The sequence below is a fragment of the Maribacter spongiicola genome (assembly GCF_052119685.1).
Classification (GTDB): domain Bacteria; phylum Bacteroidota; class Bacteroidia; order Flavobacteriales; family Flavobacteriaceae; genus Maribacter; species Maribacter spongiicola_A.
Genome location: NZ_JBGQOO010000005.1, coordinates 224705 through 241862, shown reverse-complemented (window position 1 = coordinate 241862; position 17158 = coordinate 224705). Strand labels below are relative to the sequence as shown.

Below are 17158 nucleotides of genomic sequence, written 5' to 3'. Positions count from 1 at the left end.
CTATTTTACCACTTTAATGTATCATACAGCCTATAAAAAGTAATATTGTTCAATTTACAGTGTGGTTATGAATTCTTCCGTTCTTTTAAATACCCGTTTAAAATTATCCCAAAAAAGCCAAGCCAAATCAAACGATACATCCAAATATCCATTTCAAATCCGAAGAATCGTCCTGTATCACCCATACCCCAAAAGCTGTATGCGATGGTTATTAAAGCTAATATCATTCCAATAATTGACAGTGTTTTTCTCATAATATTTAATGTTATTTGTCTAATTACTTGGCTATAATTTTGTTCCTATTTTCTGGAATCTAACTCCTTTTTCAAGGCATTCATGTTCTTTATATTCAACGGGATTATAGCTGATAACGCTAACGGAACTGCTAGAAAAGGAGTAATACCATCTTGATTAGAGACATAGATAAAGAAAAGTAATATTCCGCCCAAAACAATAGACAAAAGCCAAACCATAGTCTTGGCTGCGGTATGTTTCTTAATTAATTCTTCAGTGCTTAATTTAGATAATGATGTCTGATTCATGTGCCTTTAATTAAAATAATTTCACCAGTTTCCCTATTCATATGTTAGTGCTATAGCTTTCCTTTAAAATTTATTTACAGTTCGCTTGTGTTGCCTTATTCCTCCATTGAATCCAATATTCCTGTAAGCCTTCTGGTGTGGTTTTCAAATCACTAATATGCAGTGCATCACCAGGCAGTAAAACATTGCTTAATTCTTTCTTTCTAGTTGCTAACGACGGGGCATGGTTCCATCCTCCAACATGGTCAAAAGAAGTAAAGGCATTGCATGGTTTGGCAACTGAAATAAAAGGAATTAGCAGTTTATAGGTAACCGTACCTGAGCCCATACCTAATGTGGTCATTTCAATACTTGAAAAATCAACCTTGGCATATAAGCCGCTGTTATAGCATTCTTTTAATTTATCGCCAACTTTATGTGACATAGTATTGGAGAACTGATGGGCTACATCAGACCCGTTTATAAATTCAGGTCCATAATACGTGCCCTTGCAACCATTTTCATCGCATTGAATAGTAGTGGTATTTATATCATTCGCCTGACTATAAACCATAGTAGACAAGCAGCTTAAAATAAAGGGTAACAACAGATAATATCGTAACATAGAAATCCTTTACTAAAGCTTCATTAATACTATTGCTCGTTCTATTCTTCTTTAGACTTATTGTATTTGGTAAACTCCACTTTTTTATCTTCTAAAATTTTATAAAAACGGCGGTGAGATATTTTCAGATCTTTGGTTATTTGAGCTACCTTCTTCTTTTTCTTCTTGTACAGTTTTATCTCTGCCGTTACGGCTTTGTTGAAGTAATATTTGTAAAGCGCGTCTACTACCTCTAGTTCTGTTTTTCCATTAGTGCTAACTAACTGTTCAATTTCAGATTTTATCTCTTGTAAGCCTTTCATACAGTTACTTATTTTTCAGGCACAGTAGCTGAGAACTTATTTATAAGATCAGCATACTTGTCTAAGTCTTCTAGAGAATGATTACCGTAATCATTAACAACGTCGAATTTTATATTGTTGTTTGCCAAGAAAGTGGCTACTCTTTCAAGCTCTTCGGGGGAACCTTTTATTTCAATTTTTGCCATTATTACAAATGCATTTTACTAAGTGTTTGCCTAATTTAAGATTATTCTTTGAACTTCGCGCAGTAAAATTACTCGCCAATTCATATACCTCTTAAAGTTAATGGTTTTTTTAAATTTTTCGCTGCTACACTGTCTATTCAATAGATTTTCTTGAAAGTAGGTTTTGATGTTTTGCTTGAATGAGGTAATTGGAGGGTAAGAAGTCTTTTCTTAAATCGGCAGCAATAAAAAAGCCCAATAATAAATAGCAACACTAATGAATTCTGGGGGAACTTTAGTATACCAATATTAAGGGCTGCCCCAATTTAATATTTTATTGGGAAACACAAAAATCCGTATCACTTTCTCTAATATCTAATTTTTACAGGTATTTCGAAAACAAAAAAAGCAGCCCTTGAGGCTGCTTTCTATTATCTAAAAATTTTTCAATTTACTTAGTCACCTACATAAGTAAAGGTCGTTAAGTATGTTTCGCTATCGCCACCATCAGCAGATGCGGATGAAACAGTAGCTGCTGTTGGGTAATCGCCATCATAGGTATATGACATGTTAATGGTGTATTCTATTTCACCTTCTTCATTTTTGTACACTATTTGCGACGGATTGTTATTAGGGAACAATGCTTTTGCCCTTACAATTTCTTCTGCCTGTGGAGCTTCAGCAAAATTTAATTTAATTTGATCCAAAACATCGATCATTCCTGCCGCTTCTGCAGTTTTATAAAATGGGTTTGGTTTGTTGTCATAAGAGATTTCTGCTGTGTAATACACTACTTCTTCTTCACCGGTCATATAATCATAATCGTACTCTATAAATTTGATTACAGACGGATTACCATTACCATCATATTGTTCTATTTGTCCGGTTTCAAAGGCATCATACGGCGATTCATATAATTCTTCTACATTACCGTTATCTACGTTACCGGTTACATTACTTAAATTTCCGTCTTCATAAGTAAAATTAGTAGTGTCGGTTCCGTCAAAGACAGAGGTTAGTTGCAAATCGTTATTGTATGAAAATAAAATGTTCCCGTTATCTTCTGAATCTTCGGCAGACTCTACATTTATTGAACTGATAAGCTTTGTTTCTACATTTCCGTTAACTTCTTCAAACTCTTCTGAGGTTGACTTTTCACAGCTAAAATTAATAACTGCAATAGAGGAAAGTAATAGTAATTGATTAAATGTTTTCATGGTGATTTTTGATTTTAATTTGTTTGTTAGGTCTATACTTAACAAACCGATTCTAAAAATATTGCATGCCTATTTATTACGGTTTTCCGTAATATTTGTTTTATGTCAACAACCACGGTATTTGTAGGAATATTTTGATGTAAAAACATTTGAAAATAAAAAATGCCCATCAGAAAGTGATGGGCATTTTTGGGTATTATTTTATAAACTTAGCACCTAATTTAAGATTGCTGACCCATAAAGCATTTCGACTGCGCTCAATGTGACACTTTGAAAAAAACTTGATTACTAAATTTCAAATCTATTAATTCACTTACTCTGCAGCTCCTTCAAAAATGGTGTTGAAAATAAGTTTGTACGTTCCTCTTGGTTGTGCTCTAAACTGTGGTCTGAATGCAAACAATACTACAGCGCCTTTTCCATATTTCGCTTTTACCATCGCTGGCTTTTTAGCGATATACTTTTTCTCGCCCATTGCCCAACCGCTCATTAACAAATCTTTTTCTGCATAATTAGCAATTACCTCAACCTGTGGTGCCGGTGCATCTTTAATCTCTTCTGTACCGCCTTCCCCTTTTTTCTCTTGCTTGTCTATAATAAAAGCGCGACTCTTATTAAAAGAGACCGCGACGGTGTCTTGCATACCAAATGCCAGTGGATGCGTTGTTTCTATCCCTGTTTTTATTAATGATCCTGGTATAAAGAACTCCTTGTTATCCGTTCCTTCAGTAGCATCTTTAATAGGTAAACCAAATTGCTCTATAACATAGTTACTAGCTTCATCGAAGGCTATTAACGTTCCGCCATTTTTTACATAATTGCTTAGTGCTACCGACCCTTCTAAACCTATACCACCAGTAAATTTCTCTGGCATTTTCAAAGGCGAATTACCGTGTAAAATTGATTTTGGGCGTTGAGATGGTAGAATCAAAACATCATACTGCGATAAATCTTTTGTTTGAATGTCAGTATCGTGAAGCGTATCGGTCTCGAACGAATATTCATCCATTATAAAACGAGTCCATCCTTCATCCATATTAGAAACCCACGACTTATACAATCCTACTTTTGGCGCATGTACTTTCGTTAATGCTACTTTTGGTTCTGCGGATAATCCTATTACCTCTAAACCATATTCAGAAGCTAAATCTTCAACAGAAGCACTACCGCCAGAAACGATATAAGCACCTGCCGGATATGTTATTTTTCCTGATTTAAAGGATGCTTTGGTTTTATATGCTGTACCACCTGCTTTTAATACTTTGTTGGTTACTATAACCGATGCATTACTGTTAGCACTTAACAAATAACCGAAGGAAGCATTTCCTTTTACATCACCTTCATAATACGATGCTTCGTCTGACACCTTTTCTGCCTCAACCTCAAAAGATTCTGCAATTTTATCGACAGTGACTCCCATTTGCATAGGTAATGTCCAACCTGCTAAGTCATACGGAGTATCTGGTGGGCCGCCTGGGTATTGAAAACGTGTTGGGTAATTCTGTTTCTCCAACAAATCCATCAAATACGGTCTAAACGCTTGTGCCGTATAAATTACATAAGCTCCTTTTTCATATTTCTTTCCGTTGACCTCAAAACTTTTGGTAGTTTTCTCAATTTCAATTCCACCTTTAAGTAATACATTGACAAGGTTTACAGACTCAAATGCATCCCATTGATCCTTACCAATTACATATGCAAACGGACCTTCTTCTTTCGACTTCTCAATTGAAGAAGCTCCCATTTTATAAATATTATACAGGTAGTTACTCTTACGATCTGCTGCTAAATCTAAAGTTGCCCATGTAGCGGTCAACATATAATCTACAGCATCACGAAAATGAGATTCGCCTCCCTTCCATGGATCTGGATACATGATATCTGTACCATCGGTTGGTGTGCCACCTGCAACAGTTTTAGGTAACTTTTCAGGGTCGTAAAATCTTGGTGTTGGTGATGTGTGTCCGGTTTCAGTCAAAATACCAATCATGTTATGGTAGTAAGGGGTAGTACGACCACCACCGTTCCAGAACATGGTATAAAAATTATCGGCAATGGCACCCGGCATATTCTCCAATGAAAATCTTTTGGTCATAGCAGAACCTACCTCACTTACACCGGCAGTAATTGCTGGGTGAATTCTAGGATTCACTGGATCTGCATATGGTGGTAAAGATATTTTTGTCCACGATGGAGAAGATTGGTGGTGGTTATACGCAATCTGCGGATACCATTCGTTGTATAAAATCTTCGTCACATTATACGTCTCTGGCATGGTATTCATGAACCAATCTCGGTTATTATCGTGCCCCATGTAGTAGTGATATAAAATTGGAGGTCGCGATGTTTCATAAGCGGTACCTAAATTCTTTTTGTACCAATCTACAACAATGTCCAACCCATCAGGATTCATTACAGGCATCAATATCGTAATGACATTCTCCCTAATTTTTTTCATTTCTGTAGTTTCAGATGTGGTCAAAGTATATGCCAGTTCAGAAGTCATTTGACCATGAGCCAATTCGGTAGAGTGCATACCACCATCTACCCAAACCACAGCTTTACCTTCTTCAGATAGCTTCATAGCCTCATCATTTGAAACCTGAACACGAGCTAGTTTAGCGCTAATGTCTTTCCACTTGTCTAAATCTTTTAGGTTCTCTTCGCTAGAAATAAACAAGATGTACATTTTTCTACCGAGTACGGTGGTTCCTATTTCCACTTTTTTAACACGTTCAGAAGCAGCGTCTAGTTTAGAAAGGTAGTCTTCAATCTGGCTGTAATCTGCCAATTTATAGTCGGCACCAACTTTAAAACCGTAGACATCTTCTGGAGAAGGTACAGTTTGCGCCATCGTCACAGATATGCAAGAAATAGCAAGTACAAGGGTCAGCAATGCCGCCTTGCACCAAGAGTTTTTTGTAGTCATTTTTCGAATTAGTTTGTTTGAACTAGGAATTTAAGAAATAGTAGAGAGCTAGATAAATGTTACGAAGAAAGATTATGTTAAAAGAAATGTTAATTTCTGATTGCGTGATCTGATGGGGGTGTTGTTGAGGAATTGGTGGTTGGTTTGAAAAATATCTGGATTATAACTTGGAATACTCTAAGGCAATATTTATTAGAAATATTGCTTTGCAGAATTTACGTTTGTAATGGCATGATTGGAAATAAAAAACTCCTTTAAATCAAATGATTTAAAGGAGTTTTATTTGTGGTTCCACCTATCTAAAAGTTGACCACCTGTCCCGATAGCTATCGGGAAAGTCAGGTGCTCTTGGTTTCATTATATATCTTATCTCGTAGCTCGGCATATTTAGTCAAGTTCCGAATGTAAACACTACTCTTCATAGATTTTATTTTACGCTCTAAACGAATAGCATGCGCATAATCATCGCAATCAAACTTCAAGAATAAAACCCAATCACTCACATTCGAAGTAAAACTTTTTGTACCATAAGTACCTGCATTATGATTTTCTATACGTTGTTCTAAATCTTCATGACATGCACCGATATAAAACTTATTGAGTCGTTTACTGTGTAGAATGTAAGTATGTGAAGACATGCATAAAAATAAAAAAACTCCTTTGAATTAAATGATTCTAAAGGAGTTTTAAATGTGGTCCCACCTGGACTCGAACCAGGGACCACCTGATTATGAGTCAGGTGCTCTAACCAGCTGAGCTATAGGACCGGTTACAATTCTATATGTTGCCCTGTAAACTCTTTTTCGATTAAAACCGATAAAGACTGGTGCTCAAACCAGCAATTACAGAACTCGCGAATTGCGGATGCAATATTACTACTTATTTTTAACTGACACAAACAAAATAGTCCTTACTCCTTAATTTCTTGACACAACTCTACCAACACCCCATTTGCAGCCTTTGGGTGAACGAAAGCAACTAACTTATTATCAGCTCCTTTTTTAGGCTTTTCATTCAGAAGTGTAAACCCTTCAGACTTTAATCTTGCCATTTCTGCCACGATATCTTCTACTTCAAAGGCAACATGATGAATGCCTTCGCCTTTTTTTTCTAAGAATTTGGCAATGGGTCCGTCTGGGTCCGTGGCAGCCAAAAGTTCTATTTTATTAGGTCCGTTTTTAAAGAAAGATGTCATTACACCTTCAGACGCGACTTCTTCTTGTTTATAGGGTGCTACACCTAACAATTTCTCGAAAAGCGCATTAGAATCTTCCATGTTCTTCACCGCTATACCTAAATGTTCAATCTTTTTCATGCCTTATTTGCTTCAGTGTGCATCATATAGGGGTTAAGATACAATTTCTATGTATTTTTGCAGTATGGAAACGCAAAGACAACGTAAAATTGCTGGGGTCATTCAGAAAGATATTGTAGACATTCTACAAAAAGCAGCCATTGATGGCGGACTAAGAAGTACGCTTATTTCCGTTTCTAAGGTTGCGGTGACTACCGATTTATCTATCGCGAAAGTATACTTAAGTATTTTCCCGAACAATAAAGCAGGTGAATTAATGGAAGGTATTAAATCTAACCAACCGCTTATTAAACACGAACTTTCTCAACGTACCAGAAACCAATTACGTAGAGTGCCTGAGCTGTTGTTCTACCTTGATGATTCTTTAGATTACATTGAGAATATTGAAAAGTCATTAAAACGCGAAGAGAACCCAATAGAAAACAGAGATTTGTTACCTAAACGTAAAAAATCTTGATCGGTTGAATTTTCCTCTCTATATCGCTAAAAGGTATGTGCGTTCTAAAAGCACCCAGAACGCAGTTAACATCATTAATTTTATTACCTTTTTAGTTATAGTTATTGGCTCTGCAGCACTGTTTATTGTGCTTTCGGCTTTCGCCGGATTAAAAACTTTTAGCCTTTCGTTTACCGAATCTTTTGACCCAGATTTAAAAGCTTCTCCCGTAGCTGGAAAGATTTTTACCATTACTCCTGAACAAGAAAAACGTTTACAGTCTGTAGACGGACTAGCATTTTACTCCAAAGAACTAGAAGAAAAAGTATCTCTTGAACATCGAGGCAAAAATCATATTGCATATATAAAAGGTGTGGATAGTAACTACACCAAGGTTACCGGTGTAGACAGCACGCTCTATATTGGAGATTGGACTATTAATGACACGCAGGTTGTATCGGGTTTGGGTATTGCCAATATTCTTGGGGTAACGATAAACCAGTTTCGTAGCCCAATGCAGATTTATGCTTTTAAACCTGGTAAAGGCTCTATTTCGCAACAAAGTATTTCATCGCTCTACAATCAACTACCCATGGTTATTGGTGGTGTATATGCTGTAGAAGCTGATTTGGATAATAAATATGTATTTGCCGATTTACGATTGACGCAAGCATTACTTGAAAAAGACTCGCTTTCCATTTCTGGAATTAATTTTAAGATGGATGAAGGCGTTGAACCAAGCTCTGTACGCTCAGAAATTCAATCTATTCTTGGTGCCGGTGTACAATTAAAAAACAGACAACAACTAAATAGTACGCTCTATAAAATGTTGAATACTGAAAACGTTGCTACCTACCTCATCTTTACCTTGGTACTTATCATTGCGCTTTTTAATGTAGTAGGCGCGATCATTATGATGATATTAGATAAGCAGCAGAATTCTAAAACCCTATATAGCCTTGGTACAACAATTAAAGAGCTTCGTAGAATTTACTTTGTACAGGGAATTCTAGTAACAGGTTTTGGTGGATTTATTGGTGTGCTAATTGGTGTGCTAATCGTTTGGTCGCAACTTGCTTTTAGCTGGTTGAAAATTACCCCGTCGTTAGCTTACCCAGTAAAATTCGAATTCATCAATATTGCTATTGTTCTAGCTACCATTATTGTACTAGGTATTATTGCTTCTAAAATAGCTAGTAGCCGAATCAATAAAAAATTGTTAGACCTTTAGAAGGTCCTCATTATCTGCACAATACAATATCTCACTTTTGTTTTTGTTATCTTATAGCACAATTAACCATTTAACAAAGGCATGAAGATTTCAAAAGTACACTCCCCTACACTTTTAGTTATAACATTTATTATCTGTTCTCTTTTCACCACAAATGCACAGAAAGCTGGTGGGTTTTACGAAAAGCTACGAGAATTTAATTTCCCGTTTTCCCCTGCTCCTGCTGGTGTAGTATATTATAAAATGGACCACAATTTAAAATCTGGTAGTATTACCATGAAAGACTACCGTGGTGAAATTGTTACTATTGATAATTTTAACCATAAGCGCCCCACTTATCATCCTGACTATAAAAATTATACAAATCCGCTTAGTGTGCTTCAAACGCATGATGATTTAAAAAGCAATAAAACCAATACCATTTATTACAACCTAAACAGTAGTGATATTGAATTGTACTACAATAAAGGTGAAAGCGATACTATCTATGATGTATTTGCCAATTTTAATGCTAAGTATACTGCCAAATACCATGGCAAAATTATAGCTGAAGATTCTTTAATATTTAATGACAAAGTAGGCGAAATAGTTAGTAAGCTCAAAGGCAAGGACTTTGCTATAGTAGCTGTAAACAAAAGTAAAAATGTTGCCTACGATGCAAATGACCTTATTATTGTTACGGTACATAATGCTTACCAAGGTTTTGTAAGAAGAGCACAAATGTCTTATGGCAAAAACAATATGGCTTTTATTAAGCTTAAGAAAACAAAGAAACTTGATTCTGAAGATAACGTAAACCAACTTACGGAAGCTATTAAAAACTTACAAGCCATAGATACAGGTCTTAAATCTAGAAATACAAGAAACGAAGAAGTACAACTGTTAATTGAAAAAATTACTGCCTTAATTGATTCTGAAGATTACAAGACACACGATGATTACAAAGTGTTTGTACACGGAAATTTAGGCTCGTTATATACTCTTCTAGAGGATTATGACACAGCAATAGCTCAGTATGATTTAGGCGCATCACATAGCTCTCGTGGCGGTCTAAGTTCTTACCTGAACGATGGTAAACATAAAGCTGAATTTAGAAAGGAACGAAAAGAAAAGTTGTTTCTCGCTGGAGAAAACAGCGTTAAGCCTGAGTTTAGCGAAAGATACAATAAGCGATACCAAGGCAACTAACCAAAATTTATCTATAAACAGTATTTCATTTTTATAAAATGAAATACCCTAAAACATCTAACCAATGATCAAGAAAACTATTCTATTACTATTTGTTGTTCTCTTTAATTTACAGCTACAAGCTCAGTCTTTAAAATCTAAAGGTTTTAGGGTGTATATGCCCAACTATGCCGAACAATTGGCGCCCAGAAAAAGCGAAACCTATTGGGCAGAAGTAGTATTAGGACCAGAAGAGGTGTTAAACTTTACAAAAGACGAATTTCAAAAAGGTCTTCAGCTTGAAGATTTTAAAGAAATAACAGGTGAACAATCTCCAGATATGTTTTTTGCCATTAACGGTATATCAGCAGATGACTTAGAAGTTACAGGTACTATTGCACCTATAGTAGGTGATACCTACAGTATTGATATATCTCCGAAAGATAATAAAAGCGTAAAACTCCTTTTTTATTTTAAAGAAGAGTTGACACAATTATGGCAAATACCCCTATTGCCAAAAGTAGATGTGCAAGGGAATAAAATTCCAATCACCATCAACTTTCCTGAAGATGAAAAAGAAAAGTACCTAATGTTAGAAAGTGGGCGTGCAGTGCCAGATATAAGTCCATATATGGTAGAAATGTACTTGGATAAAAAGCTTGGAGAATCTTTTCTTTCGAAAATCATAAATACAATACAAGATATCTACGATAATAATATGGTGGAGGTTTATACCAATTTTTACTTTGTAAAAGACAAGAAAAACAAAGCATTGGCAGATGAAACCAAAGACAAGCTTACTGAGATGTCAGAACTTTCTAAAGCCAGTTTATCTACCCTTAGTGAGGTAAGAGAAAATAAAAAAGCGATAGATTCACATATCACCTATTGGCAAAATTTATTGCCAAATTATGAAGATACCAGTGACAAAAAAATAGCTAAAATTAAATGGGGTATACTTATGAATCTATCACAGTTGTCACTAATGGTAGAAGATTTTAAAAATGCAAACACCTATTTAAACCAAGCTTCTGAACTAGATGTAAAATCTAACGCAGTAAAACAATCACAAAAAGATTTAGGTAAGCTATATTCTGATTACATGTTAAACTATAACGAAGCAACTGGAGAAAGAAAATATTCCAAAGGCTATGAAGTTAGCACCTCTGCAAAAATAATAAGAGTCTTATAATCTTATGGAGATTACGGATTCACAAATTCGTGATCTCCAAACTTTTGCATCACCTCATCAAAGGCAGCAAATACCGATGCAGAATCATCACTGGTCACCATCTTCATGCGATATTCCTTGAAATTAGGAATTCCCTTGAAATAGTTGGTATAATGTCTACGTGTCTCAAAAACACCTAGTATTTCTCCCTTCCAGTCAATGGACATTTGTAAATGACGCCGAGCGGCATCTACCCGTTCTTCCATAGTTGGTGGAGCTAAATGGGTTCCTGTTTCAAAAAAGTGCTTAACCTCTCTAAATATCCAAGGATAACCAATACTTGCCCTGCCAATCATAGCACCATCTAATCCGTATTCATCACGCATTTTTAGGGCTGCTTCTGGCGAATCTACATCACCATTACCAAATACAGGTATATGCATTCTAGGGTTGTTCTTGACATCTCTAATAGGGTTCCAATCAGCATTGCCCTTATACATTTGAGCACGGGTTCTACCATGAATCGAAATTGCCGCACAGCCTACATCTTGTAATCGTTCTGCAACCTCAACAATTTTTATAGAATCATCATCCCAACCCAACCTAGTTTTAACGGTAATAGGCAAGTTGCTATGTTCTACCATAGCTTTGGTCAGAGAAACCATTAAATCGATATCTTTTAATATACCGGCTCCGGCTCCTCTAGAGACTACTTTCTTAACCGGGCAGCCAAAATTAATATCGATGATATCTGGTTTAGATTTCTCTACAATCTCTACAGACTGCAGCATACTCTCTAAATTTGCACCAAATATTTGAATACCTACTGGGCGTTCCTTTTCATAAATATCTAATTTCATGACGCTCTTTGCCGCATCACGTATTAATCCTTCAGACGAAATAAATTCTGTATAAACCACATCGGCTCCCTGCTCTTTACAAAGGGCTCGAAAAGGTGGGTCGCTCACATCTTCCATAGGTGCTAAAAGCAACGGAAAATCAGGCAGTTGTATGTCTCCTATTTTGGGCACTGGCGTATTTTAATTTTGGGTTGCAAAGTTATATAAAAATACGACAAAGGCATTACTCTCCTTTTTGGATAAATTATATGGTTTTGAATGCTATTATTGAGGATTGAAATACTTGTTTATATAAAGAACGTAAATTAGCAACCAAATTGGTCTTCAACTGCGCTCAGACTGACATTTTATCACATAATTACTTCATGAACAATACACTTTTTATCGTCTCACTTCCTTTTGAGCCTGTTGTATTTGGTGTAAAATTAAACATGCATCTCATTCTAGAATACCTAGCATTCTTTGTCGGATTCAGATATTATGTTTTTCTGCGGAAAAGAAGTACCGATGTTATCTCGTCTAACAATCGATTATCTATAATAATAGGCGCGGTTTTTGGAGCTTTATTCCTATCTAGACTAGTCGCATTTTTTGAAAACCCTGCGGCTCATATACAAGAAAATTGGCTATACAATTTGAACAATAAAACCATTATGGGCGGACTCTTTGGTGGTCTATTGGGTGTGGAACTTGCCAAGAAGATTATTGGGGAGAAGCACTCTTCTGGAGACCTGTTTACACTACCCATTATTTTAGGAATTATCATTGGCAGAATCGGTTGTTTTTTGGCAGGTATTAAAGAATTCACCTTTGGAAAAGAAACGTCTTTTTTTACAGGAATGGACTTAGGTGATGGTATTCAAAGGCATCCTATTACACTGTATGAAGTGGTATTTTTAATAGTGCTTTTTATAAGCATCCGAAGATTTGAAAAATCAAATCATACCTTTCAAAACGGAAATCTTTTTAAGCTCTTTATGGTCAGTTATTTTTCGCTTCGTTTCTGTATCGAGTTTCTAAAACCAAACAGTTTTTATATCCTTGGTATAAGCAGCATTCAACTATTATGTTTAATTTGTTTGGTTTACTACTATAAATTCATCCTTCAGGGAATAATATATGTCCGAAAAAAATTATACGTATTATGATTTTACGCTAAGCCTTTGCCCAGAATGTTTACGACGGGTAGATGCCAAAATCGTTTTTGAAAACGAGAAAGTGTATATGCTTAAGAATTGCAAAGAACACGGTAGATCTAAAGTTTTGATTGCTGACGATATTGAATATTATAAAAACATAAGAAACTATAACAAAGCTTCTGAGTATCCAAAAACCTTTAACACCCAAACACATTTTGGATGCCCATACGATTGCGGACTATTCCCTGACCATGAGCAACATTCTTGTTTAACTGTTATTGAACTGACCGATCGTTGCAACCTTACATGCCCCACCTGTTACGCCGGTTCTTCGCCCACTTATGGCAGACACAGAACACTTGAAGAAATAAAGAAAATGCTAGACGTCATCGTAAAAAATGAGGGCGAGCCAGATGTTGTTCAGCTTAGTGGTGGTGAACCTACCATACACTCCGAATTCTTCGAAATTTTAGACTACGCAAAATCACTTCCTATTCGACATTTGATGTTGAATACCAACGGAATTAAAATTGCAACGGATTTTGAATTCGCAAAACGATTAGCCACCTATGCACCAGATTTTGAAGTGTATTTACAGTTCGATTCGTTGGATAACAAAGTGCTACAAACCTTGCGCGGAGCAGACCTAGCGGAAGTTCGTTTAAAAGCTTTGGAGCATCTTAACAAGTTGAACCTTTCTACCACTTTAGTAGTTGTGCTACAAAAAGGATTGAATGATCATGAAATGGGAAGCACTATAGATTTTGCTTTGAAGCAAAAATGTGTACGCGGAGTTACATTCCAGCCCACACAAATAGCAGGCAGGTTAGAGAATTTTGAGGTGGATGAAAACCGTATTACATTAACCGAGGTACGTAGAAAGATATTAGAACAATCTCCCATTTTTGAGTCTGATGATTTAATACCTGTACCCTGTAACCCCGATGCATTGGTAATGGCTTATGCTCTAAAACTGGGCGAAGAGGTGAATCCGTTAACTAGATTCATAAATCCTGATGACTTATTAAACGAAGGTAAAAACACTATTATTTACGAACAAGATGAGCAGCTACACGGTAAAATGATTGAGCTTTTTAGCACAGGTAACTCCGTTGAAAAAGCTTCGGAAAACCTTAAAAGCATTATGTGTTGCCTACCAGAAATAGATGCACCAGAATTGGGTTATGACAATTTGTTTCGTATCATTATCATGCAGTTTATAGATGCCCACAATTTTGACGTTCGTGCCATAAAAAAATCATGTGTGCATATTGTAAACAAAGACTATAAGATTATTCCGTTTGAAACTATGAACCTCTTTTATAGGGATGATAAAATTGAAAAATTAAAAGAACTACAAAACGAAATGCTATGATTTTAGAAGTTGGTAATCTAGACGGTCTTGCTGCTTTTCTGTTTTTAATAATGTTCGGTCCCGCACTATTGTTCATTATTATTGGGGCAATTTTATTTTATAATAAGAAGAAAAAGGCAGCTAAAGTCTTTATGATTTTAGCTGGGGTATATTGCCTAATAAGCCTTGGCATATGCGGCTCTATGATGGCATAGCACTTATAAACGCTTGCCTTCATCGGTATTCTTCTTCTTAGAATTATCGCGAATTTTAGTGTTGCCAAACTTATATCTAAAGCCTAGAACAAACAAACGGCTTTCTAACCTAGTACTCGTTGAGTTTCGTTGATCCAGATAATTTCTAGTTGATATTCTATTTCCATTATTAAAAATATCTTCAATACCTAAAGAAATACTTGCGTCTTTATTCCAAAAAGTTTTTCTAAATGACAACCCTACTTTACTAAAAGATTCGAAAGTAGCATTACCTCTAATGGATGGTGAAAAATAAGTATAGGTTATATCAGCAAAGAGCGATTCATCTTTAAGAAGAGTGAAATAGTTATTGGCGCGAATTAAGGTGGTCCAAATAGCGTTCTCTACTATGGTATTTGTGTTTAGGTCTGTAAAGCTGTCTTTGTCACGATAATGGCTAACAAGAGCATATAGATACCAGTACGATGTAAGTTCTTTCGACACACTTGCATCGATACCATAAAAATAATTGGATTCTAAATTTACAAATAGAGTTCTTAGTGTATTGGTTTCGTTGTCTTGAATAATCTGTTGCGCTTGTTCGTTCGATTTTCTGTTGACAAATAGCACCACTTTATAATCACGATCATACACATAATCGAACTGCACATAATCGCTATACGCCGGTTTTAAATTAGGGTTGCCTTCGTAAAGAGAATTTGCCGTTAAATAGAATTGAAACGGATTAATGCTATTATATCTCGGCCTTGTAATTCTTCTATAGTATTTTAAATAAAAGGCGTTCTTTTCTTTCTTATATGAAAGCGCCATATTAGGAAAAAGTTTAAAATAAGAAGTTGTATTCAAAGAAGCTGACATGTCTAAATTCCCTTCGGTATCTGTATACTCTGCTCTGACTCCAACATTTAATTTCCAACTTTCCCTATTATTATTCAAACTGACATAGCCTGCATAAATTTGTTCGTCATAATCAAACAAACCAGATTCTGTAGGGCTTATTCCGTTTACCGAATCATCAAACCCAGATTGCATAATACTCGCTTCAGAATTTATAGTCGCCACTCTCAAACCTGTTTCCATAACCGTTTGTTTTGTTAGTGGTAGTGTAAGGTCTGTTTGTGCACTAAAAAGATTTATAATTTGATCAGACCCAATATTCAATGTGTTTTCTGATGTACGCTCTGTAAAACCTTGTACAATGTTATTGTTCAATACCTGGTTCTGTTTAGAATCATTGTAGGTATAGTGTACGTTAGTAGTGATTTCTGCCCCTTTATTATTTAATTTATACACCCAATCTAAATAGTTAGCTGTGTTATATGTATCATCTTTTAGAACATTGAGACCGTCAAGTCTAGCAGTTAAACCGCCATCGATGGTATTGATATCTGTAATTGAGAAATAATCTGTATTTCCGTTCGGTGATAAACTAGAGGTAGAAGTTATACTTAAGGTATTCTTTTCATTTAATTGAACATCTAAAAAGAGATTTATATTGTGACTTTTCTTTTTGCCGATTATTTTTTGTTCAGCTGTCCAAATTTCGTTTTCTAGTCCGTTTTCCAAATAGGTTGTTATGTCGGTATATCTCGTCCAATTTCTATTATGGCTAAAGCTATAGTTGGCAGAAAAGTCTGTCTTTTTTCCTTTAAAAAAATGGTCTGTACCTATCGTGTGTTTTGGTAAAACCCCTTGTGTATATCTGTTGAAAATGGCACCATTATAACCAGCAACCAAATTTTTCTTCATTTTAATATTAATCAGCAATCCGCCTTCAGCACTATACTTGGCTGGCGGACTTGTAATTACTTCAATAGCTTCTACGTTACTTGCAGAGCTGCCCGTTAAAAGATTTACAATATCGCTTTCTGGTAAGTTCACTAGCTTACCATTGATCATAACATTAACATTAGAGCTGCCATTAATGTACAGACGATTATTCATGACCATAACACCAGGGGTGCGTTTTAGAACATCCCAAATATCACCATCAGATAGTGCCGTGTTTTCAACACTAAAAATATGACGGTCTGCTAATTGTTCTAATACCGGCTTTTTTTGGGTGACCACAACCTCATCTAGCTCTTGAGCGCTTTGAAGAATTAAGGGCTTAAGTTCCATATTTTCGGTCACTGAAATTTCAGAGCTCTCTACGGTATTTGCTATGTAACTAGCAACAATGTTATACGTACCGGCAGTTACGGCTTTAAACTCATAAAAACCTTGGTCATTAGTGACCGTGCCTTTAATGAATTCACCTTCGCCAGTTAGTAAAATTACATTCGCTAAAACAACGGGGTTTTGATTGTCATCTACTACTACACCATTAATAATAAAATCTTGGGAAAACGCTAGAGAAAACGTAAGACAAAATAGCAGTGTAATATAAAAATTCCTAGTCATTTGGTGTTCGTATACCAACTAAATGTAGGAAAGTAATATTGAATTATCTTACAGTATTCTTAAATTTTTCTTAATAAAATTTTAAGCTGTTGACAACTAAATAGTTATC

The 17158-nt window shown here is 35.7% G+C and carries 18 protein-coding genes and 1 tRNA gene; 7 read left to right on the top strand and 12 right to left on the bottom strand.

The genetic code is table 11. From position 1 onward, the window contains the following. Positions 1-65: 65 nt before the first annotated feature. The 10 genes from ACEN2N_RS10725 to mce all read right to left on the bottom strand — a co-directional run bounded on the left by ACEN2N_RS10725 (position 66) and on the right by mce (position 7073). The gene (locus ACEN2N_RS10725; RefSeq protein ID WP_441824319.1) at positions 66-254 is read right to left on the bottom strand and encodes a hypothetical protein; all 189 of its coding nucleotides are present in this window, start codon (positions 252-254) and stop codon (positions 66-68) included. 45 nt (positions 255-299) lie between these two features. Further along, a complete protein-coding gene (locus tag ACEN2N_RS10720) occupies positions 300-542 on the bottom strand; it encodes a hypothetical protein (RefSeq protein WP_441824318.1) in 243 nt (80 codons plus the stop codon). Positions 543-612: 70 nt separating this feature from the next. Further along, positions 613-1146, bottom strand: coding sequence for a hypothetical protein (locus tag ACEN2N_RS10715; protein WP_441824317.1), 534 nt, complete (start codon positions 1144-1146; stop codon positions 613-615). Between the two features lie 41 nt (positions 1147-1187). Further along, on the bottom strand, positions 1188-1448 hold the full coding sequence (locus ACEN2N_RS10710; RefSeq protein WP_441824316.1) for a hypothetical protein: 261 nt from the start codon (positions 1446-1448) through the stop codon (positions 1188-1190). Positions 1449-1456: 8 nt separating this feature from the next. Next, a complete protein-coding gene (locus ACEN2N_RS10705; protein WP_170861923.1) occupies positions 1457-1633 on the bottom strand; it encodes a hypothetical protein in 177 nt (58 codons plus the stop codon). Positions 1634-2067: 434 nt separating this feature from the next. Further along, positions 2068-2829, bottom strand: a complete 762-nt coding sequence (locus tag ACEN2N_RS10700; protein WP_441824315.1) for a hypothetical protein — start codon at positions 2827-2829, stop codon at positions 2068-2070. 313 nt (positions 2830-3142) lie between these two features. Beyond that, entirely contained in the window at positions 3143-5758 is a 2616-nt protein-coding gene (locus ACEN2N_RS10695; RefSeq protein ID WP_441824314.1) for a M14 family zinc carboxypeptidase, read from the bottom strand. Positions 5759-6096: 338 nt separating this feature from the next. Continuing rightward, on the bottom strand, positions 6097-6396 hold the full coding sequence (locus ACEN2N_RS10690; protein ID WP_282117681.1) for a GIY-YIG nuclease family protein: 300 nt from the start codon (positions 6394-6396) through the stop codon (positions 6097-6099). 55 nt (positions 6397-6451) lie between these two features. Then, positions 6452-6525, bottom strand: a tRNA-Ile gene (locus tag ACEN2N_RS10685). Between the two features lie 143 nt (positions 6526-6668). Continuing rightward, complete coding sequence (mce, locus tag ACEN2N_RS10680; RefSeq protein ID WP_441824313.1) at positions 6669-7073, bottom strand: methylmalonyl-CoA epimerase; 405 nt, start codon at positions 7071-7073, stop codon at positions 6669-6671. A gap of 64 nt (positions 7074-7137) precedes the next feature. On the opposite strand from mce, the gene rbfA reads away from it, so the two are divergent. The 4 genes from rbfA (at position 7138) to ACEN2N_RS10660 (ending at position 11099) form a co-directional block, all read left to right on the top strand. Further along, positions 7138-7530 (top strand): 30S ribosome-binding factor RbfA, encoded by a 393-nt coding sequence (rbfA, locus tag ACEN2N_RS10675; RefSeq protein ID WP_441824312.1) that lies wholly within the window; start codon positions 7138-7140, stop codon positions 7528-7530. A 4-nt stretch (positions 7531-7534) separates the two neighbouring features. Next, on the top strand, positions 7535-8740 hold the full coding sequence (locus tag ACEN2N_RS10670; protein WP_441824311.1) for an ABC transporter permease: 1206 nt from the start codon (positions 7535-7537) through the stop codon (positions 8738-8740). Between the two features lie 81 nt (positions 8741-8821). Continuing rightward, the gene (locus ACEN2N_RS10665) at positions 8822-9928 is read left to right on the top strand and encodes a hypothetical protein (protein ID WP_441824310.1); all 1107 of its coding nucleotides are present in this window, start codon (positions 8822-8824) and stop codon (positions 9926-9928) included. Positions 9929-9992: 64 nt separating this feature from the next. Continuing rightward, positions 9993-11099, top strand: coding sequence for a hypothetical protein (locus tag ACEN2N_RS10660; protein ID WP_441824309.1), 1107 nt, complete (start codon positions 9993-9995; stop codon positions 11097-11099). An 11-nt stretch (positions 11100-11110) separates the two neighbouring features. On the opposite strand, the gene dusB is transcribed toward ACEN2N_RS10660, so the two are convergent. Next, complete coding sequence (gene dusB, locus ACEN2N_RS10655; RefSeq protein WP_441824308.1) at positions 11111-12109, bottom strand: tRNA dihydrouridine synthase DusB; 999 nt, start codon at positions 12107-12109, stop codon at positions 11111-11113. Positions 12110-12303: 194 nt separating this feature from the next. On the opposite strand from dusB, the gene ACEN2N_RS10650 reads away from it, so the two are divergent. The 3 genes from ACEN2N_RS10650 to ACEN2N_RS10640 are packed head-to-tail and all read left to right on the top strand — an operon-like array spanning position 12304 to position 14646. Beyond that, positions 12304-13086: a prolipoprotein diacylglyceryl transferase family protein gene (locus ACEN2N_RS10650; RefSeq protein WP_441824307.1), complete on the top strand. Its 783-nt coding sequence runs from the start codon at positions 12304-12306 to the stop codon at positions 13084-13086. Beyond that, positions 13058-14452, top strand: coding sequence for a radical SAM protein (locus ACEN2N_RS10645; protein WP_441824306.1), 1395 nt, complete (start codon positions 13058-13060; stop codon positions 14450-14452). The genes ACEN2N_RS10650 and ACEN2N_RS10645 overlap by 29 nt, the downstream gene beginning before the upstream one ends. After that, a complete protein-coding gene (locus tag ACEN2N_RS10640; RefSeq protein ID WP_441824305.1) occupies positions 14449-14646 on the top strand; it encodes a hypothetical protein in 198 nt (65 codons plus the stop codon). The genes ACEN2N_RS10645 and ACEN2N_RS10640 overlap by 4 nt, the downstream gene beginning before the upstream one ends. Before the next feature lie 3 nt (positions 14647-14649). On the opposite strand, the gene ACEN2N_RS10635 is transcribed toward ACEN2N_RS10640, so the two are convergent. Then, positions 14650-17049 carry an outer membrane beta-barrel protein gene (locus ACEN2N_RS10635; RefSeq protein ID WP_441824304.1) on the bottom strand — a complete coding sequence of 800 codons (2400 nt, stop codon included), beginning with the start codon at positions 17047-17049 and terminating at the stop codon, positions 14650-14652. Positions 17050-17158 lie beyond the last annotated feature (109 nt).